The organism is Cryobacterium inferilacus (assembly GCF_019599185.1).
GTDB classification, from domain to species: domain Bacteria; phylum Actinomycetota; class Actinomycetes; order Actinomycetales; family Microbacteriaceae; genus Cryobacterium; species Cryobacterium inferilacus.
Map to the genome: position 1 here is coordinate 85,976 of NZ_JAIEUL010000010.1, position 26,535 is coordinate 112,510.

General features: G+C 66.3%; 23 protein-coding genes and 1 pseudogene. 7 read left to right on the top strand and 17 right to left on the bottom strand.

From position 1 onward, the window contains the following. The 4 genes and pseudogenes from K2F54_RS10665 to K2F54_RS10680 form a co-directional block, all read left to right on the top strand. Positions 1-1,812, top strand: a pseudogene (locus K2F54_RS10665) (hypothetical protein); the annotation flags it as partial. Between the two features lie 373 nt (positions 1,813-2,185). Then, on the top strand, positions 2,186-2,986 hold the full coding sequence (locus K2F54_RS10670) for a GNAT family N-acetyltransferase (protein ID WP_220605850.1): 801 nt from the start codon (positions 2,186-2,188) through the stop codon (positions 2,984-2,986). Positions 2,987-3,023: 37 nt separating this feature from the next. After that, entirely contained in the window at positions 3,024-3,875 is an 852-nt protein-coding gene (gene pdxY / locus K2F54_RS10675; protein ID WP_220605851.1) for a pyridoxal kinase PdxY, read from the top strand. A gap of 18 nt (positions 3,876-3,893) precedes the next feature. After that, positions 3,894-4,979 (top strand): hypothetical protein, encoded by a 1,086-nt coding sequence (locus K2F54_RS10680; protein ID WP_220605852.1) that lies wholly within the window; start codon positions 3,894-3,896, stop codon positions 4,977-4,979. 33 nt (positions 4,980-5,012) lie between these two features. Here K2F54_RS10680 and K2F54_RS10685 read toward each other — a convergent pair whose 3' ends face one another. Then, entirely contained in the window at positions 5,013-6,512 is a 1,500-nt protein-coding gene (locus tag K2F54_RS10685; protein ID WP_220605853.1) for an alanine/glycine:cation symporter family protein, read from the bottom strand. A 68-nt stretch (positions 6,513-6,580) separates the two neighbouring features. After that, entirely contained in the window at positions 6,581-7,195 is a 615-nt protein-coding gene (locus K2F54_RS10690; RefSeq protein WP_220605854.1) for a CueP family metal-binding protein, read from the bottom strand. 449 nt (positions 7,196-7,644) lie between these two features. On the opposite strand from K2F54_RS10690, the gene K2F54_RS10695 reads away from it, so the two are divergent. After that, positions 7,645-8,253: a DUF305 domain-containing protein gene (locus K2F54_RS10695; protein WP_220605855.1), complete on the top strand. Its 609-nt coding sequence runs from the start codon at positions 7,645-7,647 to the stop codon at positions 8,251-8,253. A gap of 50 nt (positions 8,254-8,303) precedes the next feature. Here K2F54_RS10695 and K2F54_RS10700 read toward each other — a convergent pair whose 3' ends face one another. From K2F54_RS10700 to K2F54_RS19565, 9 genes are all read right to left on the bottom strand, one after another. Next, the gene (locus K2F54_RS10700) at positions 8,304-9,452 is read right to left on the bottom strand and encodes an XdhC family protein (RefSeq protein ID WP_220605856.1); all 1,149 of its coding nucleotides are present in this window, start codon (positions 9,450-9,452) and stop codon (positions 8,304-8,306) included. Between the two features lie 21 nt (positions 9,453-9,473). Continuing rightward, entirely contained in the window at positions 9,474-10,178 is a 705-nt protein-coding gene (locus K2F54_RS10705) for an SRPBCC family protein (RefSeq protein WP_220605857.1), read from the bottom strand. 22 nt (positions 10,179-10,200) lie between these two features. Next, positions 10,201-11,442: a vWA domain-containing protein gene (locus tag K2F54_RS10710; protein WP_308287613.1), complete on the bottom strand. Its 1,242-nt coding sequence runs from the start codon at positions 11,440-11,442 to the stop codon at positions 10,201-10,203. Positions 11,443-11,506: 64 nt separating this feature from the next. Beyond that, a complete protein-coding gene (locus K2F54_RS10715) occupies positions 11,507-12,430 on the bottom strand; it encodes an AAA family ATPase (RefSeq protein WP_220605859.1) in 924 nt (307 codons plus the stop codon). Continuing rightward, positions 12,427-13,080: a nucleotidyltransferase family protein gene (locus K2F54_RS10720; protein ID WP_220605860.1), complete on the bottom strand. Its 654-nt coding sequence runs from the start codon at positions 13,078-13,080 to the stop codon at positions 12,427-12,429. Before K2F54_RS10720 ends, K2F54_RS10715 begins: the two co-directional genes overlap by 4 nt. Then, the gene (locus tag K2F54_RS10725; protein ID WP_220605861.1) at positions 13,064-13,966 is read right to left on the bottom strand and encodes an XdhC family protein; all 903 of its coding nucleotides are present in this window, start codon (positions 13,964-13,966) and stop codon (positions 13,064-13,066) included. Before K2F54_RS10725 ends, K2F54_RS10720 begins: the two co-directional genes overlap by 17 nt. 1 nt (position 13,967) lies before the next feature. Next, on the bottom strand, positions 13,968-16,361 hold the full coding sequence (locus K2F54_RS10730) for an aerobic carbon-monoxide dehydrogenase large subunit (RefSeq protein WP_220605862.1): 2,394 nt from the start codon (positions 16,359-16,361) through the stop codon (positions 13,968-13,970). Then, positions 16,358-16,921: a (2Fe-2S)-binding protein gene (locus K2F54_RS10735; protein ID WP_220605863.1), complete on the bottom strand. Its 564-nt coding sequence runs from the start codon at positions 16,919-16,921 to the stop codon at positions 16,358-16,360. Before K2F54_RS10735 ends, K2F54_RS10730 begins: the two co-directional genes overlap by 4 nt. Before the next feature lie 4 nt (positions 16,922-16,925). Next, complete coding sequence (locus tag K2F54_RS19565; protein ID WP_220605864.1) at positions 16,926-17,819, bottom strand: FAD binding domain-containing protein; 894 nt, start codon at positions 17,817-17,819, stop codon at positions 16,926-16,928. A gap of 224 nt (positions 17,820-18,043) precedes the next feature. Between K2F54_RS19565 and K2F54_RS10745 the strand changes: the two genes are divergently transcribed. Then, positions 18,044-18,481: a hypothetical protein gene (locus K2F54_RS10745; protein WP_220605865.1), complete on the top strand. Its 438-nt coding sequence runs from the start codon at positions 18,044-18,046 to the stop codon at positions 18,479-18,481. Positions 18,482-18,588: 107 nt separating this feature from the next. Here K2F54_RS10745 and K2F54_RS10750 read toward each other — a convergent pair whose 3' ends face one another. The 5 genes from K2F54_RS10750 to K2F54_RS10765 all read right to left on the bottom strand — a co-directional run bounded on the left by K2F54_RS10750 (position 18,589) and on the right by K2F54_RS10765 (position 24,096). Continuing rightward, positions 18,589-20,163: a glucoamylase family protein gene (locus tag K2F54_RS10750; protein WP_308287614.1), complete on the bottom strand. Its 1,575-nt coding sequence runs from the start codon at positions 20,161-20,163 to the stop codon at positions 18,589-18,591. 153 nt (positions 20,164-20,316) lie between these two features. Then, complete coding sequence (locus K2F54_RS19175) at positions 20,317-21,291, bottom strand: Ig domain-containing protein (protein ID WP_308287615.1); 975 nt, start codon at positions 21,289-21,291, stop codon at positions 20,317-20,319. A gap of 9 nt (positions 21,292-21,300) precedes the next feature. Then, a complete protein-coding gene (locus K2F54_RS19180) occupies positions 21,301-21,762 on the bottom strand; it encodes a glycoside hydrolase family 25 domain-containing protein (protein ID WP_255576987.1) in 462 nt (153 codons plus the stop codon). Between the two features lie 252 nt (positions 21,763-22,014). Further along, positions 22,015-22,869, bottom strand: coding sequence for a carbohydrate kinase family protein (locus tag K2F54_RS10760; RefSeq protein ID WP_220605866.1), 855 nt, complete (start codon positions 22,867-22,869; stop codon positions 22,015-22,017). A gap of 525 nt (positions 22,870-23,394) precedes the next feature. Beyond that, positions 23,395-24,096 (bottom strand): Ltp family lipoprotein, encoded by a 702-nt coding sequence (locus K2F54_RS10765; RefSeq protein WP_220605867.1) that lies wholly within the window; start codon positions 24,094-24,096, stop codon positions 23,395-23,397. Between the two features lie 251 nt (positions 24,097-24,347). Here K2F54_RS10765 and K2F54_RS10770 point away from each other — a divergent pair, with 251 nt between their 5' ends. Then, positions 24,348-26,258: an ABC transporter ATP-binding protein gene (locus K2F54_RS10770; protein WP_220605868.1), complete on the top strand. Its 1,911-nt coding sequence runs from the start codon at positions 24,348-24,350 to the stop codon at positions 26,256-26,258. On the opposite strand, the gene K2F54_RS10775 is transcribed toward K2F54_RS10770, so the two are convergent. Beyond that, on the bottom strand, positions 26,255-26,449 hold the full coding sequence (locus K2F54_RS10775) for a hypothetical protein (RefSeq protein WP_220605869.1): 195 nt from the start codon (positions 26,447-26,449) through the stop codon (positions 26,255-26,257). The two genes, K2F54_RS10770 and K2F54_RS10775, sit on opposite strands and share 4 nt — an antisense overlap. Between the last annotated feature and the right edge of the window lie 86 nt (positions 26,450-26,535).

Consider the following 26,535-nt stretch of genomic DNA (forward strand, 5'->3'; position numbering starts at 1 on the left):
AACGAGAGCAGCGGACGCCTCATCATGACCGCAGCCGAGGGCAACACCCCGCACATCGGCGTCCCGGTGACCAACCGCGGAACCATCGAGACAACCTCCGCAGTCTTCGGCGACACCCTCACCAACAACGGCACGTTCACCATCAAGCCGGATACCGACGCCGACTCCCCCACACAAGTTCACACCCTCGAACTCGGCACCGGATCGACCCTCCGCATTACCGTGGGGCGTTCGGACGCCGGCCCAGTGCTCGCCGGAACGCTCAGCCTCTCTTCCGAGAACCCGCTTGCACTCGCCGGGACCCTCGAGCTGGTGGGTGCCGAGGGCTACGCCCCCGTGGACGGCGACAACGTGCAGTTCCTTAGCCCCGTGACCGGCAAGTTCGCCGCGGTTACCACGACCATGGCGGGTTCCTGGCAGGCCAACTACGCGGGTGGGACCGTGTCCGTCGCCAACGGCAAACCACCTATTCGCAATACGGTTTTGCCCAAGATCGGCTCCGCCACTCCGACGGTTGGTGTGAAGCTGTCCGCTGCTCCCGGATCGTGGTCTGTCGGTGCCCCCTCCTTCACCTACCAATGGTTCCGCAATGGCACCGCGATCAGCGGCGCAACGGTCGGGACCTACACACCGGTGGCTGCGGATGTGAGCACCAAGCTCTCCGTGCGCGTCACCGCGAAGCAGGACGGTTCGAAGGAAGCCGCGGCGTCATCTGTCGCGTACACGGTCGCGGCGGGATCTCTGGGCTCGCCACCGAAGCCAACAGTCTCGGGCCAGGCCGTGGTCGCTCAGACGCTCACCGCGAAGCCCGGAACGTGGATGGCGGGTACCAAATTGACCTATCAATGGTTGCGTGACGGCACGGCGATCAGCAAGGCCAACGCGTCGACATACACGCTCACAGCCGCGGATGCCGGAAAGAAACTCGCAGTGAAGGTAACGGGGACGCTCGCCGGATACACCGGCGCATCCACGACGTCGACACCGACCAAGGCCGTTGCCGTCGCGACGCTGACCAGGGGCACGCCTACGATGTCGGGCAGCGTCGTGGTTGGGCAGACGGTCACCGCGAAGCCCGGAACGTGGACGGCCGGTACCAAGCTGACCTATCAATGGTTGCGTGACGGCACGGCGATCAGCAAGGCCACCGCGTCGACATTCACACTCACCGCCGCGGATGTGGGAAAGAAGCTCGCGGTGAAGGTAACAGGAACGCTCGCCGGGTACACCACAGTAACCCTGAGCAGTGTGCCGAAATCTGTAGCGATGGGCACACTGACGGCGGCCCAGCCGACCTTCTCCGGCACAGTGGCGGTCGGCTCTACCGTGACGGCGAAAACCGGCACTTGGAAGCCCACGCCGATGACGTTCAGGTACCAATGGCTCCGAGATGGGAAGGCCATCAGCGGAGCCACGGGGTCCACGTACAAGCTCGTGACGACCGACGCCGGCAAGAAGCTCACGGTTTTGCTCACCGGATCAAAAGCCGGCTACACATCGGTGACGAAGACGAGCGCTGCCATGTCGGTGCCGCTGCTCGCGCTGACAAAGACGCCCTCCCCCACGATCTCCGGCACCGGAAAGGTGGGTTCGACGCTGTCGGCGAAGCCGGGCACGTGGGCGCCATCCACCGTAAATCTCACCTATCAATGGCTGCGGGATGGGAAGTCCATCAGCGGGGCAACGAAGTCGGCGTACAAGCTTGTCGCGGCTGACGCCGGGAAGAAGGTCACCGTGAAGGTCACCGGCTCGAAGACTGGCTACAAGGCGATCGCGAAGACGAGCATGCCCACCCGAGCCGTGACCAAGTGACTATACGGGACAGCCGAAGACCACACCACTAGCCGTCGGTAGAGGCCGTTTGGGCGGCCGGCCCAAAGTCGGCTGACCTAAGGATCGACATCGGCCCCGGGCATTCATGCCGCGATCTGGTGTTCCAGGCGTCACGGGCGGGACAGGGCTGAGCGCCGATCCGTGCACGAGGAGTGTGCAGTACCCCCACTTCGGCCTGGGCGCCGCAAACCAGGAAATGGCTTTTCCCTGCGCCATTGGCTCGTCAGTGACCGCTGATCTCGGCGGAGCAGCGCGACCAAACACGCCGCGATCGGGGCTGCGTTCACGAGTCCGCGGCATTCGAGCTACCGCGCCAGGTCCTCCGCGCTCCATAACAGTAAGAAAGCACCACATGCTCCGCACCAAATCCCTGGGTTTCCGCACCGACCTGATGCTCCTGGCGCTGCAAGGCAGCACGATCACAAGGCAGGCGGATTTTCTGGTCGTCACGACCCCGACTAACCCCGACTTCCATTGGGGAAACTTCGTGCTGCTCGACCGCCCACCAGCCACAGGTACCGCCGCAAGCTGGGCCGAACAGTTCGGCCGCTCGTTTCCGGGCGCACCGCATCTCTCGATCGGCGTCGACGGCACGGATGGCGCGGCCGGCGAACCGACGGACCTCGCCGAGGCTCAGCTCGAGGTCGACAGGTCCATCGTCCTGACTCGGTCGGAGCACGCGCCGATTCGACCGTCCCGTCCCACGCCAGGTGTCACTTTCCGCCGGCTCGACGTGGCTGACGACAGTGACTGGGCTCAGGCCGTTGCGCTCAGACGATCCAACGCCGCTGACATCCCCGGATACGCCGAGTTCACCAGGCAAAGAGTCGACGCGATGCGCGCACTCCAGCGAGCGCAGCACGGGTCCTGGTTCGGCGCGTTCCTCGACGGACACATGGTGTCCGGGCTCGGAATCTTCAGCGACGGAACCGGAACCGCCCGCTACCAATCGGTCGACACCCACCCGGAATTCCGCCGGCGCGGGTTCGCCGGGGCGCTCGTCCACGCCGCCGGCCGGTATGCCATCGACCACCTGGCGGCGACGACCCTCGTCATCGTCGCCGACCCCGACGATTCGGCCATCCGCCTCTATCGGGCCCTGGGCTTTACGGGCACCGAGATCCAAACCCAATTGGAGCGAGTCGCTCCGTGACAGGCCCCGGCTGTTCGAAGAGAGGAAGATTGATCCCGTGAAGATTCTCTCGATTCAGTCGGCCGTCGCTCACGGCCATGTTGGCAACTCGGCGGCCGTGTTCCCCCTCCAGCGCATCGGGATCGAGGTGCTGCCGGTGAACACGGTGAACTTCTCCAACCACACCGGGTACGGTGCGTGGCGCGGATCCCTCATCGCTCCCGAGGATGTGCACGATGTGATTCTCGGCATCGAGGAGCGTGGGATGCTCCCCCAGATCGACGTGGTGCTCTCCGGTTACCAGGGCGGCACCGGCATCGGCGATGTCATCGTGGATGCGGTGCAGCGGGTGAAGGCGGCGAACCCCTCGGCCATCTACGCGTGTGACCCGGTGATGGGCAACGCCAAGTCCGGCTGCTTCGTGGCGCCGGAGATCCCCCACCTGCTGCGGGATCGTGTGGTCCCGGTGGCCGACATCATCACCCCGAACCAGTTCGAGTTGGGCTTCCTCACCGAAACCGAGCCGGCCACGTTGGACTCAACCCTCGCCTCCGTCGATCTCGCCCGCGCCATGGGGCCGAGCACCGTGCTCGTGACCAGCGTGGAGCGGCCCGACCGTGAGGCCGGCACCATCGAAATGCTCGCCGTGGATGCGGCCGGCGCGTGGATCGTGCAGACTCCCCACCTGCCGTTCAAGGCGAACGGGTCGGGCGATGTCACCGCGGCGCTGTTCTCGGCGCACTACCGCGCCACCGGTGACGCCGCGATGGCGCTGGAACGCACCGCGTCCAGCGTGTTCGACCTCATCGAGCTGACGTATCAGTCCGGTGAGAGAGAGCTGCAGCTCGTGCAGGCCCAGAACTTCTATGCTCACCCGCGCATGCAGTTCACCGCCCAGCGCGTGCGCTGAGCCCGCTAGCGTGGGTTGGTGAGCACTCCCCTCGATCGATCCGCGACCGCCCTCAATGCGGATGCGTTGACCGCGCCGGTGCGCCCGCACCTGGTGCGTGAGCACGCCAACCGGCTCAAGAAGGGTCATCCGTCAACCGCCGGAGACACGTTCGCCTGGGTCCTGATCTCCGGCATCACTCTGGTCGTCGTCGTCCTGCTCGGTGTGGCGCTCCAGGACATCACTCGCGCGCCGGCCGGGGTCCCCATCGCCATCACGGTAGTCGCGCTGCTGGTTGCGGGCGGCATCGGGTTGTGGTGGCGACTGCGCAGCGCGCTCCGTGCCGGCCGAGAGCGTCGATACCGGCTGCAGGGTTTCGCCGCGGCGAACAGCATGACCTACCAGGATCAGGTAGCCGACCCGGAGCTTCCCGGGATGATCTTCTCCCTCGGTGCAGACCGCCTCGCCACGGATGTGCTGCGCACGACCGCGCCCCTCGTGGAATTCGGGCACCACCAGTACCTCGTCAAGTCAGGGAAGCACGCGGTGACCCAGCACTGGGGTTATGTCGCAATCACACTGGACAGCGCCCTGCCGCACATCGTGCTCGATGCCGTCGGGAACAACTCGGTCCTCGGGTCCAGCCTGCCGGTTTCGTTCACCGCAGCGCAGCGGCTTTCGCTGGAGGGTGACTTTGATCGGTACTTCGAGTTGAACTGCCCGGCAGGATACGAACGTGACGCGCTGTACCTCTTCTCCCCCGATGTCATGGCCCGATTCGTCGACCACGGCGCGCTGTTCGATATCGAAATCGTCGACAACACCCTGTTTCTCTACACGAGGGCGGCGGTCGTCACCCTCTCACCGAGCATGTGGGTGTGGCTGCTCGACACGGTGGCGGCCCTCAACATGAAGATCGCGCGGTGGGAGCGGTGGCGAGACGAGAAGAAGCCCGAGCCTGCTCAGCCCCAGCCCCTCGCGGCCGGCGAGGCCCCACCGCGCGCCGCGATGCAGCGCGGCGTGGCTCGTGAGGGTCGACGCCTCCGCACCCGCATGCGCGGGGTCTGGATAGTCGTTGGCGCAATCGCGTTCGGCCTGGTCGGGTACGTCCTGCAGACCGTCTGATCGCCGCATGCAGTTCACCGCCCAGCGCGTGCCTTAGCGCGGTGCGCGAAGGCCGTCGCGGCCCTTGGCGGTGTGACCGCCGGTCGGGTGCACGTAGATCGGACCGGTGACGCTGGCCTCGTCCGCCCAGCACTCGATGCCGGTGACGTCGGGCATCAGTGCACGGGTGAAGACCGGATCGCGGCCCTCGCGTCGCTGGCGGGTGTAGTCCTTGAGCAGCCGGAAGGCGATGCCGGAGAGCAGGCCGATGGCGATGAGGTTGGTCAGGGCCATCAGCCCCATCACGCCGTCCGCGAAGTTCCAGATCAGGTCGGCGCCGGCGACAGATCCCACGAGCACCGCGCCGACGACGAGAACCCGGTACGCGGTGAGCACCCCGCGCCGCTTGGTGATGAACTGGATGTTCGACTGGCCGTAGTAGTAATTGCCGAGGATCGACGAGAAGGCCAGCAGGAAGATGATCACGCTCAGCGCGATGTTCGACCACGCCCCGAGAGTGCTCACTAGCGCGCCCTGGGTCAGGCCGATCCCTCGTTCGGCACCGGCCAGGTCTGGCACCGACACGAGGATGATGAAGGCCGTGATGGAGCAGACCAGGAAGGTGTCGAAGTAGACGCCGAGGGTCTGCACGAGTCCCTGCTTCACCGGGTGGGTGACCGCGGCACTGGCCGCCGCGTTCGGGGCAGACCCCAGGCCGGCCTCGTTGGAGAACATGCCGCGCTTGACGCCGGTGAGGATGATGTACCCGAACGCGGCACCGACAACCTCGTTGAAGCCCCAGGCAGAGGTGAAGATCTCGGCGAAGACCGGGCCGACCCGGTCGAGGTGCAGCGCCACGACAACCAGGCCAAGCAGCAGGTACGCCAGCGCCATGATGGGCACGAGCACCTGGGTGACGTGGGCGATCCGCCGCACCCCGCCGAAGACGACGAGGCCGGTCAGGACCGCGACACCCACGCCGATCGCCCACGGCAGCCAGGGCACATCGCCGCCGATGCTCGACGTCAGTGTCGCCGAGATGGTGTTGGCCTGCAACGAGCTGAACGCGAACGGGAAGCAGACGATCAGGATGACCGCGAACCACACGCCCAGCCAGCGAGCCTTGAGTCCGCGTTCCATGTAATAGGCGGGCCCGCCGCGAAAGCCGTCGGCGTCCCGCACCTTGAAGAGCTGCGCCAGGGAGGACTCGATGAAGCTGGATGCTCCGCCGACGAACGCCATCATCCACATCCAGAACACCGCCCCGGGTCCGCCGACCGCGATGGCCGTGCCGACACCGGCGATGTTGCCCACTCCCACGCGCGATGCAGCCGAGATCGTGAACGCCTGGAACGCCGAGATCGACTGCGGTTCACCCGAGTCGGTCTGCGGCGTCTTGTCGGTCAGCGTGCGGAACATGTCCGGAATCAAACGGAACTGCACCACCCCAGAGCGCACGGTGAAGTAGATCCCCAGACCCACCACAACAGGCAACACAATCCAGGTCCAGAGGTTGTCACCCCAGGTCAACAACCACTCGTTCACAGAATCCATCTCGCAAGTATGGCGAACGGGCCCAATAAACCAAGAATCACCGGGACGGTTCAGAAACCGATTCCGGCCTAGCTGAGTTGAGCCGTCGTCACACAGGTCGGGTCCTCAGCGCGAGTACCCAGCGGCAACTCGACGGAGCGCTCACCATCGTCGACGAGAACGGTGATGTCCAGTCCAGTTGGCAGTGCCACGTCGAAGAACCCGTTCTCGAAGGTGGTGATGTCGCCGTCGAAGAGCACCTTCTCGCTCGCGTCATCGCTGATAGTCACATGGAAATCCTCGTTACCGAGCTCGCCGACGCAGGTGGTGAGCGAGTGGTAGAAGCACTCGTGGGTGTCGGTCAGGTACGGCGCAATGGACAGGTGAAACTCGTCCTCAGGTAGCGCCAGGCTGACCTCCTCGCCCGCGCCGGCCAGCAAGAGTTCGTCGACGCGCACGGAGGCCATCAGGCCGTCCGGGCGCTCAGAGAGTGGCTGTGCCTGCAGCTGGTCGATCAGATCCGTCGCGGAGGCCGGGGCCCCAAGGTCGTATTTCGCCAATATCGCGTTCGCGTCAGCGCCGAGACCGGCGGATGCGCCGGTGCCGGCCGAGGCGTTGTCCGCCCCGCCGTCGGCGGCGCAGGCGGTAAGGGACAGGAGAAGAATCAGCGCAGCGAAGCTCGCCGCAGTTTTTGATGGAAGCATGCTCCTAGCGTGGGCGCATCCGCTAGGTGGCCGTAGTGACCAAAGACCCGGCGCCGCAGACTCCCAGTTTCGGTCAGGGCCAATACGCCCAGGGGGTATCCGGTTTTCTCACGTAGTGTGCTCAGTAGGGAGGTGACGGTCTTGACACCCCAGGAGACTCTGCCGGAAGGCCCGCGGTGGCCTGCTTGGCGTGCGTGTGTGGCCACGTTCGTCCTCGCCATCGCGATAATCGGTGGGCTACTCGCGATGCACACCATCACCGTGGACCACGCTATGCACTCCCCTGCATACGGCAGGACTCAAGCCGCCCACCCATCTCATGCGGTCGCCGTCGGCGGCGAGGACGATACCCTCATCCTCTTGTCGATCAGCCGCGTCTGAAGTGCATCGCCAACCCGCCTCGCACACCACTCGGACCGCACCACTGACCTGATCGAATGAGAAGAACAATGACTACTCGCACCATCGCGCTCGCCACGACAGCTGCCATCGCAACGGCCCTGCTCGCCGGCTGCACCACTACGCCCGCAGACATGCCCGGCAACGGCGTGGGACAAAACTCATCCGCCAGCCCAGAGGCAACGTCCGCGTCCGACGCACACAACAACGCCGATGTGATGTTCTCCATGATGATGATCCCCCATCACCAGCAAGCGGTGGAGATGGCGGACATGATCATCGGCAGGAGCGGCATCAATCCCCGGATCACCGAACTCGCGCAGAAGATCAAAGACGCTCAGCAACCCGAGATAGTTCAGATGGAAGGCTGGCTGGACGCCTGGGGCGTCGGGGCGCCGAACGACATGCTGGATGACATGGATCACGGGAATGGCATGATGTCGGACGGCGACATGTCCGAGCTGGAGTCAGCCTCCGACGCTGATGCCGGGCGCATCTTCCTGGAGCAAATGATCGAGCACCATGAGGGCGCCATTGACATGGCCGCCGACGAGGTCGAAAACGGTCAGTATCCCGACACGATCACGCTGGCCGAGAACATCATCACGAGCCAGACCGCGGAGATCAAGGTTATGACCGGCCTTCTGAACGCTGGCTAGACAACCAGCCCACCCCCTGAAGGCAAACGAATCGGGGGGGGGTGTATCCGTCACGGCCCTGCGGTGTGCAGCTCGTGTTGCTCGTCGTGATGGATTCGGTCGGCGAGCTCACCGAGCGGTGCCCGGCTGCCACCCCACTGCAGGGCCAGGATCTCCGCCGCAATCGAAACCGCCGTCTCCTCCGGGGTTCTCGAGCCGAGATCCAGGCCGATCGGACTGTGCAGCTGAGCGAGTTCGGAGTCGCTGATCCCCACCTCGCGCAGCCGCCTCAGCCGGTCGTGGTGCGTGCGCCGGGAGCCCATCGCGCCGATGTAGGCGATCTGCGGGCCGCGCAGTGCCACCTGTAGCAACGGCACATCGAATTTCGGGTCATGGGTGAGCACGCAGATAACCGTGCGGGCATCCAGCAGGCCGGCGGCGAACTGTTCGGTGAGATAGTGGTGCGGCCAGGCGACGATCACCTCGTCAGCGTGCGGAAACCGCGCCTTCGTCGCAAAGACCTCCCGAGCGTCGCAGACGGTGACCCGGTATCCGAGAAAGCTCCCCAGTCTGCTCAGCGCGGCGGCGAAGTCGATGGCCCCGAAGACGAGCATTCGCGGCCGCGGCGCGAAGCTGGAAAAGAAGACCCGCATTCCCTCACCCTGACGCTCGCCGTCGGGGCCATAGGTCAGGGTCGTGTTGCGGCCAACCGCGAGCAACCCCTGGGCGTCATCGCTGATAGCGCGATTGGCCTGCTCGGATCCCAGATTGCCTGCGAAGCCGTGCGGCCTCACCACGAGATGGCGGCCGAGCCAGCCGGCATCCGGATGCTCGATCACCGTCGCGACCGCAACCGGCTGCGAGTCTTCGATGTCCTGCCGCACGGCGTCGAGCTCTCCGAACGTGTGCGGGGAGACCGGTTCGACGAAGACGTCCAGGATGCCACCGCAGGTCAGCCCCACCGAGAACGCGTCGTCGTCGCTGATTCCGTAGCGCACGAGCACCGGCACCCCGGAGGCGATCACCTCTGTGGCGAGGTCGTAGACCGCCCCCTCGACACAACCCCCGGACACCGACCCGACCACGCTCCCGTCGACGGTCACCAGCATCGACGCGCCGGCGGACCGCGGCGCCGATTCAAAGGTGCGCACCACCGTGGCCAACCCCGCGGTGTCGCCCTTCTGCCAGCTTCGGGTCAGCGCTCCGAGCACGTCACGCATCTCGATCCCACCCCCAGTGCCTCATCGCGAAACCGTGCGGCTCTCCGCACGCCGGCCGACCCGGTAAGCCACGTACGCCACCCCGGCGAAGAAGCCCAGCAGTTTGGCGGGGGTGAGCCAGTCCATGATCATCCCCGTCACCAGCGCGACCGCGTTCAGACCCGTTTCGGCAGATTCTGTTTTCACGGCGGCAGCGCGTGACGGCTGCGCCGACGGTGACCGCACCGTGGAAGGCGCCGCCGGCGTGCCCTCTGACGTCCCTTCGGCGCGGTCCTCCCGCGACTCCCCCACCAGGTTCTGCAGGTTCTCGGCGAAGAGGCCCATCATCTGGTCGGTGACACCACCGATGACGCTCTTCCCCATGGCCGCGACCTTGCCCGAGAGGTCCACGTCGGCGCTGACGGTGCCGGTCGTCGTGCCGGCCGACTCGACCAGCACCAGGGTCGCCGTCCCCTGCGCCGTTCCCTGCCCTCTGGCCTCCTGCGCCTTCCCCTCGAACACCGCCCGGTGCGCCGTGGCGTCGCGTTCACGCACGATCAACTGCCCCCGGTATTGCATGCTCACCGGTCCGAGCATCACTTTCAAACCGACCTGGTAGGCATCCTCGGACAGCTTGTTCAGCACCTGCGCCCCCGGAACGCAGCCTGCGACCCGCTCGAAGTCCATCAGGGTTTCCCACACATCGTTGATCGGTGCGACGACGGAAAACGTGCTTTCTAGTTGCATTGTGTTCTCCTCTGGTTGAGCATCATCGTGTCCTCTGGTTGAACCGGGCGCTGGTGTGGTCAGCCTGGATCGCCGCCGCCACTTCGGCCATGGCCGCGTAACTGTGCCCGCTGACGAAGGCGTCGCAGTAGGGCAGCGCTGCGGCCATTCCGCCCACCAGCGGCTGATACCCCCGGGCCACCTTGCGCGGATTGACCCAGACGATCCGGTAGGCCAACCGCCTCAGGCGCGCCATCTGGGCATCCACCAGCGCCGGATCGTCCTGCGCCCAGCCATCAGAGAACACCACGACGACCGCGCCCCTGGCGAGGCCACGGCGCCCGAAATCATCCACGAAACCACGGATGCTCTCCGCGAGCCGGGTTCCGCCCGCCCAGTCGGAGGCACTGGCTGCGGCCCGCGCGAGCGCCTGGTCCGGGTCGCGCACCGCCAACTGGCGGGTGAGCCGGGTCAGTCGGGTGGAAAACACGAACGCCTCAGCCTCGGCCCCACTCACCGCCCCCTGCAGAAGAGACAGAAACACCCGGGTGAAGGGCTCCATCGACCCGGACACATCGCACAGCAGCACCAGCCGTCTCGGGCGCGGGCGTCGACGCGCATAGACCAGCCGCGCGGCGTCGCCGCCGGTGCGCTGCGCAGCACGAGCAGTGCGCCGGATGTCCAACCGGTCGCGGTTGTTCGGCGACCGACTCGTACGACGGCTGCGACGTAGCGGGGTGCACAACACGATCTGCCGAACGAGGAACCGCATCTGGGCGATCTCGTCCGGGCCGAGTTCCGCGAACGACATGTCGTGCAGCTGCTCGTCGGTCGAGGCCATCATCAGGATTGCGTCCCGCTCGGGTGCGGGGCGATCGTCGGAGTCGCCCCGGCCATGCAGCGGTTCGGGAGGGTACGGTTTCGGAGAATTCTCGACTTCGCCGAACGGGCGCGTGTCTGGCGCCGCCGGGCGGGTCCGCAGCTCCGCATTGGGCGGTGCGGAGTGGGATTCGGATCCGGCCATGGGCGGTGCGTTGCGGTCACCTCGATACTCGGCCGGGTCGATCAGCCCGTCAAAGACGGCGGAGAAGACCGCCTCGAACAGCGGCAACTGCTCTCTGCCAGAAACACACACTACCCGGCACACCCAATACAGCCGCTCCCGAGAGTCGGGCGGAACGAACCGAAGCGCCTCCGCGAGCCGCGCCGCACGGTCTGGGGACGTGGCCAGGCCCGCCCGGCGCAGCGCCGTGGCGAACCCAACGGCGAGCGCGGCCGCCTCCACGCCCTGCCGAATATCGAATCGTGGCGCTCCTGGCACTGTGCCCATTGCCCCTGTGCCCGCTGGCTCACCCATGCGCGGCCCCCACCAGCCAGTCGGCCCCGCGCGCCACTGCCACGTCGAGGTCGTCGCGGTTCTTCACAACAGACCCCCAGGTGCGGTCGACGGTGCGCGCGTCGAGTCGGTCGACGCCGAGCACCGTGAGCGCCGACACCCAGTCAATGGCCTCGGCGATCCCCGGAGGGTTGACCAGGTCCAGCGAGCGCAGCTTCGTGATGGCCGACGCGGCCTCGAGCGCGATCGGTTCGGCACTGCTCGGCACCCGCCGGCGCACGATCTCGGCGATGCGCGCAGGCCCGGGGTAATCGATCCAGTGGTACAGACAACGACGCGTCAGAGCGTCGTGCAGGTCCCGGGTGCGATTGCTGGTGAGGATCACGATCGGCGGATGCGCCGCCCGAACGGTCCCCAGCTCGGGAATCGTCACGGCGGCCTCGGCCAACAGCTCGAATGTGAAGGCCTCGAATTCGGCGTCGGCCCGATCGATCTCGTCCAGCAGCAGCACGGCCGGGCGCGGACCGTGATGCTCGATCGCCTGGAGCAACGGCCGGCGCAGCAGATACTCGGGCCCGAACAGGTCGGTCTCTTCCAGGTGAGTATCCCGCACCTCGGCCAACCGGATGCCCAGCATCTGGCGGGGGTAGTTCCATTCGTAGAGCGCCTCGCCCGCGTCGATTCCTTCGTAGCACTGCAGCCGGAACAGTGGCGTGTCGAGTGCCAGGGCCAGCGCCTTCGCCGCCTCGGTCTTGCCCACCCCGGGTTCACCCTCGAGCAGGATCGGCTGCGGCAACCGTACGGCCAGGAACAACGCCGTCGCCAGCCCGACGTCGGCCAGATAGTCGCCGGCCGCCAGAGTCTCCTGGAGAGAGGCGATGTCGGGCACGAGCCGGCTTACGTCGTCCTCAGCGCCCACGCGCGCCGGGCCGCTCATCGCGCACTCCGCGGCGACTCGGCCCACGCGGATCCGGCCCGCAGCATCGATCCGCCCCGCAGCGCGAGCACCCGCTCGTAGTCCGCCGGGGTATTGACGTCCAGCGGGATCGCCCCGTCGACAGGCACCTCGACGAGCTCGGCTGCTCGGTGCTCGAGGAGTTTCCACACCGCCTTGTCACCGTGCAGCGCGGCCAACGTCGGCAGCACGGAGCGGTCGAACGCGAACGGATGCCCGATTCCGTTCTCGTAGCGGCACACCGCGATGCGAGACGTCCCTCGCCCGTGCAGCAGGCGTCGCACGCTCTCCGGGCGCACCCCGGGCTGGTCGCCGAGCAGGAGCACGAGCACATCGGTCTGCGGGTGCAGCGCCGGGATGGCCGTGGCGATCGATGACGAGCATCCGTCGTCATAGTCGAGATTCTCGACCACATCCAGGTCGTGGGTGTCGACGGTCTGCCGTACCTCGGCGGAGGCACCGCCGAGCGTGAGCACGATCTGGTCGAAACCGCTGGTCCTGGCGGTCTCCAGGGCGGCGTCGAGGAGGACTCCGCCGCCATAGGGAAGAAGCTGTTTCGGGCTGCCGAATCGGCGGGATGCCCCGGCGGCCAGGACGAGTCCGGCGACCCTCAGTTCAGGACGCGGCGGCATAGTGCTCCGGATGGGCGAGGAAGCTCGTGCGGCATCCTTCTGAACAGAAGTACGTCGTGACTCCGTCCCGTTCGACGTGGATGGTCGATTCCAGTACCGCGACGGTCATCCCGCAGACCGGATCGATCGCGGTGCGAACCGTCGGCACAGGCTTCGCCGGTCGGTTCCTGGCCCGTTCAGAGACCAGCTGAGCCAGGATCGACAGTGCGATCTCGCTCGGGGTGCGGGCGCCCAACTCCAATCCGGCCGGGCTGAACACCCGCGCGCGCTGCTCCTCGTCGACGTCGAGAGAAGCCAGAACCGCGGCCCCTCTGACCTCGCTCGCCACGAGCGCGACGTAGGGAACCCCGGCCGTCAGCGCCGCCACGAGAGCCGGCTCCTCGTCCTTGCCGTGCGAGGCGACGATGAAGGCGGCGTCGTCCGCCCGAGGTTGCGCGGCAGTGCCCGTGGTGAGTTCAAGGTCGAGCCCCAGGCCAAGCCCCAATGTCGCCAGCGCCTGCGCGATGGGGGTCTCCCCGACGACGAGTACCCGGGGCGCCGGTAGCCGGGGTTCCAGGAATATCTCGATCGAGCCACCGCTGAGGCAGGGGTTCGAGACCTCCACCGCACCCTCCTCGTGCACGTGGGAGGGCTCGCCCGGCACGACGCGGAGCAGAACCGGCTCCTCGGTGGAGAGCGCCTGCAGTGCATACGCCCGCACCGAGGCTTCGACGCAATTGCCGCCGACAAACCCGTCGATCTCCCCGTTCGCATCAACCAGGGCGGCGTCGCCGGCGTGCGCGCTCGTCGGATGCTGCGCCCTCACCACGGTGGCTCGCACGAAGGGCTCACGGCGTTCGACGAGTTCCTGGGCCCTCTCGGTGAGCGCTTCTCTCGGTGCAGCCATGTCAGACCGGCGGCCGCGCTCGGCCTTGCATGGCCTCCCAGACTCTGGCCGGTGTGCAGGGCATGTCTATGTGGGTGACGCCCAGGGGCGACAGGGCATCCACGATCGCGTTCACGATGGCCGGCGGTGAGCCGACCGTGGCCGACTCGCCGATTCCCTTGGCCCCGATCGGATGGTGCGGCGAGGGGGTCACGGTGAAACCGGTTTCCCAGTTCGGCACCTCCATGGCCGTGGGGATGAGGTAGTCCATGAACGAGCCGCCGAGATTGTTCCCCGCCTCGTCGAACTCGATGATCTGCATCAATGCCATGCCCACGCCGTCGGTCAGGCCACCGTGCACCTGGCCCTCGATGATCATCGGGTTGATCCGGGTGCCGCAGTCGTCGACCGCGATGAACCGCCGCACTGTTACGTGGCCGGTACCCGGGTCGACATCGACCACGCAAATGTAGGCGCCGAACGGGAAGGTCAGGTTCGGCGGGTCGTAGGTCACCTCGGCGTCCAGATTGCCGTCGATCCCCTCGGGCAGCGTCACCGTTCCGTGTGCTCCCATCGCGATCTCGGCGATGGTCTTCCCGACGCTCGGGTCACCCTTGACGAACCAGCGGCCCTTCTCCCACTCCAGGTCTTCCGGGCGCGTCTCGAGCATGGCCGCGGCGATGAACTTCGCCTTCTCCCGCACCTTGCGGGCGACGAGGGCGACGGCGCCGCCGCTCACCGGGGTCGACCGGCTCCCGTAGGTGCCCAACCCGAACGGAGTCTGGTCGGTGTCACCGTGAACGACGTCGATGTCCTCAGGGGGGATGCCGATCTCCTCGGCGACGATCTGGGCGAACGTCGTCTCGTGCCCCTGCCCCTGGCTCTGAACGGAGATGCGCACCACGGCCTTGCCGGTGGGGTGGATGCGAAGTTCGGCGCCGTCCGCCATGCCGAGGCCGACGATATCCATGTGTTTACGCGGGCCGGCTCCGACGGTTTCGGTGAAGAACGAGATGCCGATGCCCATCAGTTCACCGCGCTCGCGCTTCTCCTTCTGCTCCCGCCGCAGCTCGTCGTATCCGGCAATCTCCATCGACAGACGCATCGCCCGCTCATAGTCGCCGGAGTCGTACTCCCACCCGGTCTTGTTCAGGTACGGGAACTGTTCCGGCTTGATGAAGTTCTTCAGCCGCAGCTCTGCGGGGTCCATCTCGAGCTGGTGGGCGAGCGTGTCGACCAGCCGTTCGACGAGGTAGACCGCTTCCGTGACCCGGAACGAGCAGGCGTAGGCGACGCCTCCCGGCGCCTTGTTGGTGTACACGCCCGTCACCGTGCAGTGTGCGGCTTGCAGGTCGTAGCTGCCGGTGAAGATGTGGAAGAAGCCGGCTGGATACTTCGTGGGCTGGGCAGTGGCGTTGAAAGCGCCGTGGTCGGCGAGCACGTTCGTTCTCACCGCGAGGATCTTGCCCTCTTTCGTGGCCGCGATCTCGCCCTGCATGATGTAGTCGCGGGCGAACGACGTGGACATCAGGTTCTCTGACCGGTCCTCGACCCACTTCACCGGCTTACCCGTGACGATGGAGCCGACGACGGCCAGAACGTACCCCGGATAGATGCCGACCTTGTTGCCGAAGCCTCCCCCGATATCCGGTGAAACGATGCGGATCTTGTGCTCGGGGATGCCGGCGACGATGGCGAACAGCGTGCGATGGGCGTGCGGGGCCTGCGACGTCTCGTAGAGGGTCAGCGTGCCGTCGATGGGTTCGAAGTCCGCGACCGCGCCGCAGGTCTCCATCGGCGCCGGGTGCGAACGCGGATAGACGAGCTCCTGAGACACGATGACATCTGCCGAGGCGAAGATCGCGTCGGTCTCGACCGCGTCTCCCGCTTCCCAGTCGAAGATGTGATTGTCGGTGCGGCCCTCGATTTCGTCTCGCACGACGGGAGCATCCGGATCCAGGGCCCGCCTCGCGTCGACGACAGCGGGCAACACGTCGTACTCGACCTCGATGAGTTCCAGCGCGTCGCGGGCGGCGTAGCGGTCCTCTGCCACCACGAAAGCCACCTCCTGGCCCTGAAAACGCACCTTGTCCGTCACGAGCACAGCCTGCACATCGGCGGAGAGCGTCGGCGCCCAGGCGAGATTGAGCCCGAGCAGGTCTTGCCCTGTGATCACGGCGACGACACCGGGATGGGCCAGGGCGGCGGCGGTGTCGATGGAGACCAGTCGGGCGTGGGCGACCGGCGATCGAAGAATGGCGCCGTGCAGCATTCCCGGCAGCACGATGTCATCGACATAGTGGCCCTTTCCGCGGACGAACCGTGGGTCTTCCTTGCGCTGGATGCGGCCGTACCCCATCGGGCGGTCGGCATCACCGGCCGCCGGGTTGGCGGGATGGTCAACTGTGATGGTCATGCGCCTACCTCTTCTCCGGTAGCGTCAGCGATACGTGCGTGTATCTGGTCCATTTCGTCCGTCGTGGCCATCTCGACCGTCTCGTCCGCTTCGTGGATTCCCTGTGGGTGGTCGGCGGCCCACTGCACCGAGCGGACGATGGTGGCGTAGCCGGTGCACCGACACATCTGACCGGAGATGGCCTCACGGATCTCGGTGTCAGTCGGATGCGGGTTGACGTCGAGGAGGGCGCGGGAGGTGAGCATCATGCCTGGCGTGCAAAACCCGCATTGCAGGCCGTGCTCCTGCATGAACCCCTGCTGCACCGGATCGAGGGTGCCTCCGGTTGCCAGTCCCTCGACGGTGGTGATCGCGCGCCCGTCGGCCATGGCCGCGAGCACGGTGCACGACTTGACGGGTTGCCCGTCCATCAGCACAACGCAGGTGCCACAGTTGCTGGTGTCACAGCCCCAATGGGTGCCGGTCAAGCGGAGCACGTCGCGAATGTAGTGAACGAGCAACACCCGAGGCTCGATCTCGCTCGTGACGTCCGAGCCGTTCACGGTCATGCTGATCTGCATCGGCTTAGCCTTCCTGGGTTGTCGGTGACGGGGATACGGCCGCGCGGGCGCACGCGCTGCGCAACACCCGGCGGGTCAGTTCGTCAGACAAGTGACGCTTGTACTCGATCGGCCCCCGCTGGTCGGCGATCGGATTGCTGGCGAGGGCAGCGAGGCGGCCGGCCTCGACGAACAGATCTTCGCGAGGTTTTTCGCCTCGCAGCACTGCTTCGGACTCGGCAATGGTTCCCGACACTCCGACCGCCGTGAGACCGATGGCGACGTCGTCGATGGTGCCGTCGTCCGCGAGCGAGACGGCCGCTCCGGCCGCTACGATCGCCCAGTCGCCGACCCGACGCTCGACCTTCTCGTAGGCGCTTCCTGAGCGCGGCCGGATCGGGAAACGGATTTCACACAGCAGCTCGTTCTGCCCGACCGCGGTTTCATACGGCCCCTTGTGGAACTCGCTCATTGCGAGGGTTCTTTCGCCGCCGGGCCCACGGATCACTGCCTCCCCGCGCAGAACGTCGCAGACGGTGGTGAGGTCCTCGGCCGGGTCACCCTGACAGAGCGACCCTCCGATCGTTCCCCGGTTGCGCACCACGGGATCCGCGATGACGCGCTCGGCATCGGCGAAGATGGGGAACAGCCCGGCAATCTCCGCGGACTCCAGAAGCGTCGTGTGGCGGGTCATCGCGCCTACCCGCAACTGATTGCCGTCGCGCAGGATGAAATCGAGTTCGAATAGGTCGTTGATGTCGATCAGCCACTCTGGCCGGGCCAGCCTGAGCTTCATCATCGGCAGCAGGCTGTGCCCGCCGGCAACGATCCGCGACTCGGGGCCGTGACGTTCGAGGAGAGCGAGAGCATCAGCGACGGAGGTCGCTCTGGCGTAGTCGAAGGGAGCGGGAATCTGCACAGTGGCCTCCTCGGCGGCTCTTCAGTGAGCAACGCCATTACTTGAGGGTCTCTCAAGTATCGCCAGCTTGCCTCGAGGCATCCGCGATGTCAACATCTCCGTGAGCGAAGGATGTCGTGCATGGCAGCGCACAGCGTACTCACGACGATTATTGCGGTGACGCTCGTCGTCGGAGGGATGCTCGCGGCCCTCGGGAGCCACTGGGGTTCCTCACTACGAGCGCCTTGGTCATCCCCGACTTCTCCCACCTCGCCGCGGCCTCGCTGACGGTTGCCGTTCTGCTCCTGGTGCTGGCCGGCGTTCTCGCGGTGCGGATCAGACGCCAACGGCCGCTGGGGCACGCGCAGAAGACGGCCGTGGCGGTGACCGTGGTCGACATCGCCTTCATGTCAGCGGCGGTCCTGCTGATGCCGGGGCACTCGGCGGCGGCGCAGCCCACCTGGGCGCAGGCCACCTCAGCAGCCCCGCTCGCCTGGGCGCACTCTGGCAGCTCACACCTGGTCCTGGCCGACGGCATGATGATCTGGCTGGTCCTGGTGGTGTGGGCATTCTGCACTGTCGTGCTGAGCCTGCCGCCGATACTGCGGCGCTCACCGGATGCAGTGTTCCCGCTGGTGTGCTCCGGCTGCATGATCACCGCCATGGCCGCCATGGCCGTCTGATCGCTTGCGCGGCGTCGGTCCACTCCGAAGCCTGATCGGAATTCGGACCTGATTTCGTCGGGACACCGTCCCGCCCCGCCCAGGCAAGGTAGGGCGGGGCGGCCCGGTTACTCCAGCCTGGACCCGAAGATCTGCGCTTCGACGAGCGGACGCACGGCCGCCTCGAGGGCGTCGTCGACGAAGTAGTCCTTGACCCGGTCGTCAAGCAGGTCGTTGGCGATCGCGGCCATGATCATCGACTGGTCGAGGGAGAGATACCGGTCGGCCATGGTGCCACTCTCCGTCGCGACGGCGTCGTAGAAACCGCCGGGGCCATAGGCGCCCAGGTCGTTCTTGATCCCCGCGAGGTTGCTCAGCACGGCCGGCTTGTCGTACGGAAGGGCGAGGAACGATGCGTGGGGCGTGACGACGCCATCGCCGAACTCGGGGTTCGGGTCGCTGGCCTCGCGGCAGCCCTCGTAGCCCGCATCAACGTTGGTGCGCTCCCGGTCGGAGGCGTAGCCGTCGGTGCTCATGCCCACTCCCTCGACCCCGTACTCCGCGTACTCACCGAATGGATCGCTCGCCGGGGAGAAACCCCAGTAGCCGTAGCCGGCCTCGTCGAGACCGTGCTCGATCTGCGCGCGCACGCTCGCCGGGTGGTTCACGGCCCAGGATTGCGGCCCCCAGTCAGCTTCGGGCACGAGCAGGTCGGGCATCAGCGCCTCGAACATGCTGCCGCCCCAGGCTGGTACGAGCTTCATGTCGCGGTACTCGTAGACGCCCTCGTAGACGGGCACGCCGAGGTACTCCCGCGTTTCGCCGGTGGGCTTCTGTTCCTGCCAGTCGAAGTCGCAACCCTGATCGGGCATGGTGCGCAGGGTTCCGTAGTAGGCCTCAGCGGGAATTTGTCCGTTGGCGATGCCGAGGTAGTTCACGACGCGCGCTTCGCTCACGCTCGTGTCGTAGTGGTGGCAGGTGTAGTAGAGCTCAGAGCCGTCGTCGCCGTAGTTACCGGGAACGCTGCAGCCGGGAGGGGGTGTCACCCAGAACCCGCCCCGATTGAGCCCGGCACCGTTGACGGCGTTCGCCCCGCCCTCGGCGTTGTAGAAGTAGCCGAAATCCATGCTGGCATAGAGAGCATCGGCCGACTTGGCGAGGCGGGGTTCGGCCTCGGCGACGATGCGGAAGGATGCGGCGAGCCAACCGTTGTCGACCGAGCTCAGGAACGGGTCGACCGGGTCGTTACTACCCGGCCAGGTTGTGAGCTTGTGCCCGTCGCGCGGCGAGTACCAGTTGTAGAACATGCCGCTGGGCTCGTGCCGCTCGATCCGGTCAAGGGTCTTGAGAGTGGATTTCATCCGCTTGAAGGCATCCTGCTTGCTGATGATGCCGAGGTCCCGCGCCGAGACGACCGACCACAGGTAGCCGCCGATGTTGGTCGGGCTGGTGTTGTCGCTCGGCTCGGACAGGTCGCCCTGAAGCTTGTCGGCGGGCAGCCCGGTCTTCGTGTCGGTCATGGCCTCGAGGGAGGCCCAGGTGTCGACGGCATAGCCCTCAAGGACCGCACCATCTCCGGTGGGATCACCCTTCGCGGGCCCCTTCGATGTGCCGGGGGCGGCGGTGGCGGCGCTCGGCGCGATGATGAGTGTTCCCGCGACCAGCGCGGTGCACATCAGTGCAAACTTCGGTGTTCGTTTCACAGAGTGTTCCTTCGTGTCGTCTTTGACCGCGTCGGACGCCGGCTGACCGACCACCGAATATCCGGGCCGATCTGAGGCGTTCTCAGCACGTTCTGACGAGTGTATGCGCATACATCATGCGAAGCGCAAGGAATCCTCAGTACGCCGCGAGCCCTAGCCGCCGGTTCTCGGCGCGAGGAGGATCTGCACGGCCTCAATCCGTTTGGCCATACCCGAAGTGCCCGCCGTTCCGCCGTCGACGGCCCAAGACTGCCAGCCCAGATCCTGCACTTGCGCGCGGTAGTAGACCCTGTAATGATTCGCCATCTCACCGGTCAGCCTGATTTCAAACGCTTCCAGACGCAGCCCCCGTCCGGCTATGCCGATGGGCTCGACGGAGGATGTCCACGGCTGCCAACCGATCGACTGCACCAGCCCCCGCCACTCGAAGTCACCGGCATAAGCGGTGCTGGCGACGGTGAGGCGCAATGACTCCACCCGAAGGGCGCGACCCGTGGTGCCGGCGACGGTCCCATCCGAGACGTTCGCCATCCAGCCCAAGTTCTGAACATGGGCGGCGTACACGGCCGTGGACACCGCTGCGACCTTGGGAACCAACTCGATCGTGACGGCTTCCACCCACCGACCCTGCCCGACGGTGCCAGCCGTGGCTCCGTCGGTTTTGTACGGCTGCCAGCCCACGTTCTGCACGTGCGCTCGGTACCGGATGCTGTATTGCGAGGCCAGGTCTCCCGTCAACCGCAGCTCGAACGCCTCCAGGCGCAGACCACTCCCGGTTGTTCCGATCGGGGACGTCGACGTGGTCCACGGCTGCCAACCGATCGACTGCACCTGCCCCCGCCAGAGGATGTCGCCCGACAGGCGGTCTCCTGCCACCGATAGGCGTAACGCCTCCATCGGCAACGACCGGCCGGTCGTTCCCGCGGTGGCGCCGTCAGATACGCTCGGCTGCCAGCCGATCGTTGCGACGTGGGCCTGGTAGACCCCGATGCACGTCATGTTGTAGTCGAAGGTGCCGTCAGTCCATTGAGCGATGTGCACGGTGCCACCGGAGAAGCAGCGATTCACACAGAGGTCGGATGCCTCACTCGGGTAGTCGAGACGCCCGGCCGGTGACCAGAGGGGCACGTCGGGAAGCTACCACGATCCGGTGATGGCATCCCAGCCGCTCGCATAGGAGTAGATCCCGTGCGGGAACCCGGCGTCTGCCAGGGCGGCCAGCAGCCCGGAGATGACGTACCGGTTCTCCTGCCGTTGGGCCGTGGTCGAGCTCGGCCAGGGCTGTCGCGGGCGGGGCTCCACGTCGACCCAGATCCTCTCCGGGTGCCATCCCACCGCGTTAAGAGAGGAGAGAGCCGCGCGACCCTCGGCGTAGCCGACGTTGCGCAGCCGGTCCGGCCTGGTGCTTGCAGGCCAGGGGCCGTCGTCGCCGTAGGTGTCGTATTGCGCGGTGGTGGGGAACGTGGCCATGGCATAGGCCTGGGCTCGAACCCCGCGGTCGAGTACCCACTGGAACTGCGTGTCCAAGCAGGGGTTTTCGGTGAACGCGAGTCCGTTCGTCAGCCCCACGATCACGAACTCCGTATCCTCCGGCGGCATCGGAAGACCGCCAGGACACTGTGGCCACGAAATGTCATGTCCGTAGTCGACTGCTCGGGCAGGTGCAGCGAACAACGCTCCGAGAGCGAGGAGAAGTAGAACCGCCAGGAGCCGGGGCGCGGATGCCCAGGAGCGGCGGCCGGGTCGAAGAGCACTCAGGCCGGCCATGTTGGCCCCCTCATCACAGGATGCCCAGATCATCCCACTCGGCCACCCTCCCCACTAGGGAAGCTGCCCATCATGATGGCGTGGCTAGCGAATCAGGGCGTCCAGGGCGGGATGCAGGTGCTTGGTGCCGAGGGCGACGGTGGCCTGCTTGGCTGCGGACGAGAGAGCCGCATCCGTGTCGGCGCCCATCACGGTGGCATTCAGATAGCCGGCGAAAAAAGCGTCACCGGCTCCGTTGGTGTCGGTGACCGGTGTGGACACCGCGTTCACCCGGTGCAGCCCGTCGGCGTCGACGGCCATGGCCCCGTCCGCGCCGAGAGTGCAGATCACGGCCGTGGCACCCGCTGCCACTTGGGCCCGCATGAACGTCAAGGGCTCGCTCATGCCGTCGGCGTTCATGAAGATGTAGTCGGCGGCACGGATGAACGGCTCGTGAAAGTCGGATACGCCGTCGTAGTCGTGAATATCCGTCCATACCGGGAGGCCGTTACCGACGGCTGCGGGCAGAAGCGCGCGTGCCCTCTCCGACAGGTCCATCACCAAGGCCACGGCGCCTGAACTGAACGTTTCGAATTCAGCGACGTCTGGTGCAACGAAGTCCGGCACCGACAGGTAGATCGAGACCCGCTCCCCCGCTTCCGTCATCAGGTTCAGGTGCCGCTCGCTGGCACCCGCGAGCGTGGGCCCGCCCACCACCACGCCCGCCGTCTCGAGCACTGAGCGCAACCGGTCGGACACGGCATCGTTTCCCAGCACCGTGTGGCAGGCAACAGCACGGCCGAGCCCCACCAGGTGCAGCGCCTTTCCCGCGGAGGTACCTCCTACGGTTTCGTAGTCGTCCAGAGCGAATCGCGTATGGGACCGCGGCTCCGGCAGGTGATCCAGGTAGACGAGATGGTTCCACGACACCGGCCCGCAGATATAGACGTGATCGCGCATGGATGTTGCCTTTCTGAGGCCAGCAGAAGAAGAGTGTTCACCTCTCCCGGCTGGCCCTCGGGTAGTCGCAGGGTCGCTACCTGGTCGAAATGAGCAAGCCCTTCCAGGTTCTTACGACTGACCATACCTGCCGCGGCATCATCTGACCGCCGACGCCGACGTCGATTGGCGGGCCGAACACCCTCGGCCTGGCGGTCATGTCGATCGATCGTGGGGTGGCGGGATAGCCCTAAGCAGATCCGCCAACCAGTTTTTCACCCCGAGGTGCGGTCTCTTGCAAGTAGCCGACGGGCGGGGTCTCCGCATCCTCGCGGGCGGAGCTTCTAGACGGACATCCCCGACTGATTCACTGGCTCGCGTCATCGGCACCCTGCCGGGCCGCGAGATGCACAAATATACCGGCATACGCCAGCGGGAGGACCTAGGGGTATCGAAGAGCCGATCCAACTGACCTGCATGCAGCCCTGCTCGACGACCCAGCTTCTCACCTGGGTTCCCGACGGAACATCAACATAGCTGCCTATATCAGAGCCCGGTCTGTCCGACACCATATGCAGCTTGCTCAGGCGTGAAGCCTTCAAAAACAAGCTGGTCTACCAGGCCGGAATGCGAGAAGGAACTGTAGGCAAGGTAGTCTCTGGCTGTCTTTGCCGCCTGTTCGTTCCAGTCAGCACCGACCTTGTCGGTGCCCCAGGTTGCATCCTCGGTAGTGAATCCTTCGAACTCGAGCTGCCCGATCAGGCCGCTATAGGAGAACGCGCTGTAAGCAAGGTAGTCTTCGGCTGTCCGGAGGGCGTTCTGCTGTGACACTGTTCCGCGAGCGGCCAGCTCGGCTGCCGCCGCGGCTGCTGCAGCATCGGCCGCTGCGGCCTCCTCGGCCGCTTTCACCGCCGCATCAGCCGCATCCTTCTCCGCCTTTGCCGTAGCATCAGCCGCCTCCTGCTCTGCTTTTGCCGCAGCGTCAGCTGCGTCCTGCTGCGCTGTGGCTGCGGCCTCCGCCTCAGCCGCGGCGAGATCTTCCGGAGACTGGGTCTCCTCGACAGCAGCCATCACAGTCATGCCGGCTGGTTCTGTGTTGGATCCCAACGATCCGATGAAGCCGATTAGAACGAGGAACGCCAGTGGACCTCCGATGAGGTAGCGCTTCTTCCTGAACCAAGCGCGTCGGGGCTTCTGCGAGGCGGAGGGGGTGAGCAAACGTGGATGCAAAGACTGTGATTCGGGCATTACCCGAATATGACAGGGCAAGACGCGCCCGTCTGTGCCACTTTCGGGGCAAGACTCAAGCGCTCCTGGGCCGCCAGGCTAACCAGAAAGACCGGGCGGCGGTCGTGGCGGATCACAGGTGGGAGCGGAGCACCAGCCACATCCAACCAGCTTGCCGTTTCCTCGAACACCCCCAGCTCGCCGCCACTGGTGAGAACCCTAGCTCGGCAACTCGCCATCTAAACTGGACTGTTGCCCACGGAAGGAACCTCATGAGCATGGAAGGCGCGGCCTGGAGCTCGCTCTACAAGATTTCTACCGCCAGGGACGGCAAGCACGGCTTCTCCCGTGAGTCCGTGCGGCGGATCCTGACGTTCGCGGTGCCCTACCGGTCCAAGCTGCTGATCTTCATCACCCTCTCCACCGTGGGAGCCTTCCTCGCGGTCGCGACGCCGGTACTCGCCGGCCAGGTGGTCGACGTCATCGTCGCCCAGGGCGCGGTCAGCACGGTCGTTTGGCTCGCCGTCGTCATCGCCCTCGTGGCCGTGGCCGACGCCGCCGTGTCCCTCGTGACGCGCTGGTACTCGGCGCGGATCGGCGAAGGCGTGATCCTGGACCTCCGCACGGCCGTCTTCAACCACGTGCAGAAGATGCCGATCGCATTCTTCACCCGCACGCGCACGGGCGCCCTCGTGAGCCGCCTCAACAACGACGTCATCGGCGCCCAGCAGGCCTTCAGCGGCACGCTGTCCGGCGTGGTCACGAACCTCGTGGCGCTGATCCTCACCCTGATCGTCATGCTCAGCACGTCCTGGCTCGTGACGGTTCTCGCCGTGATCATGCTCCCCATCTTTCTGATCCCCGCGCGCCGCATGGGCAGCCGCCTCGCCGCCCTGCGCCGCGAGGCTGCCGATCACAATTCCGCCATGAGCACGCAGATGACCGAACGCTTCTCGGCGCCCGGCGCCACGCTCGTCAAGCTGTTCGGCCGGCCCGACGAGGAGGCCGAGGAGTTCCGCGTGCGCGCCGCCCGCGTCCGCGACATCGGCGTGCGCACCGCGATGCTGCAGTTCGTCTTCTTCACCGCCCTGATGCTCGTCTCCGCTCTCGCCCTCGCGCTCGTGTACGGGCTCGGCGGTGCCCTCGCACTCGCCGGCCAGCTGAATACCGGTGACGTGGTCACCCTGGCGCTGCTCCTCACTCGCCTGTACGCCCCGCTGACCAGCCTCGCCAACGCACGGGTGGAGATCATGAGCGCGGTGGTCAGCTTCGAGCGCGTCTTCGAGGTGCTGGACCTCGACCCGCTCATCAAGGAGAAGCCCGACGCGGCCGCCGTCCCTGCGGGCCCCGTGTCCGTCGAGTTCGACAACGTCCGCTTCGCCTACCCGTCCGCCGACAAGGTGTCCCTCGCCTCCCTCGAGGAGGTGGCCACGCTCGACACCCGCGGCGGCGAGGAGGTGCTGCACGGCGTGTCCTTCCGGATCGAACCGGGCCAGACCGTTGCCCTCGTCGGTACCTCCGGTGCCGGCAAGTCCACCATTGCGCAGCTCCTCTCCCGCCTGTATGACGTCGATAGCGGCGCCGTGCGCCTCGCCGGTGCGGATGTGCGCGATGTCACGTTCGCCTCCATGCGGCACAGCCTGGGCATGGTGACCCAAGACGGCCACCTGTTCCACGAGACCATCCTCTCCAATCTGCGCCTCGCGCGGCCGGAGGCGTCCGACGACGAGGTGTGGGACGCCGTGCGCCGTGCGCGTCTCGAGCCGCTCATCCGGTCCCTGCCGGACCAGCTGGACACCATGGTGGGAGAGCGCGGCTACCGGCTCTCCGGCGGCGAGCGCCAGCGGATGACCATCGCCAGGCTCCTGCTCGCCCAGCCGCGCGTGGTCATCCTCGACGAGGCAACCGCGGCGCTGGACTCGACGTCGGAGGCCGCCGTGCAGGCGGCGCTCAGCGAGGCACTCGAGGGACGAACGGCCATGGTCATCGCCCACCGACTTTCCACCATCCGCAGCGCGGACCTGATCCTCGTGGTTGAGGACGGCTCGATCGTGGAGCGCGGGACGCACGAGGAACTGCTGGCTGTGGGTGGGCGGTACGAGGAATTGCACCGCACCCAGTTCGCCGTGCAGAAGAACGTTGCGGCCGATGAGGAAGCGCTGAGCGCGACCTCGTTAAGTTAGACGTCGATGTACTCCCGCCGCTCGTCAGGAGACATCATCATGTTCGGCGCGACACCCCTCGCGCTGGCGGCCGGCGAGAGCCCGAAAAAGACGAACCGAGTCACAAGGTGCCCGGCACCGTCCGCGACTTCGATGAAGTCGCGTTCGGTTTCAAACGGAATGACCGTCTCCCCCACGACCAGCTTGAACACCCCTCCTGGAGATCTCCCCCGACCGGCCAGGAACTGTATTCACACGCCCCGCTCGTCATCAACGACCCGGTAGCCTCTCCCGCGTG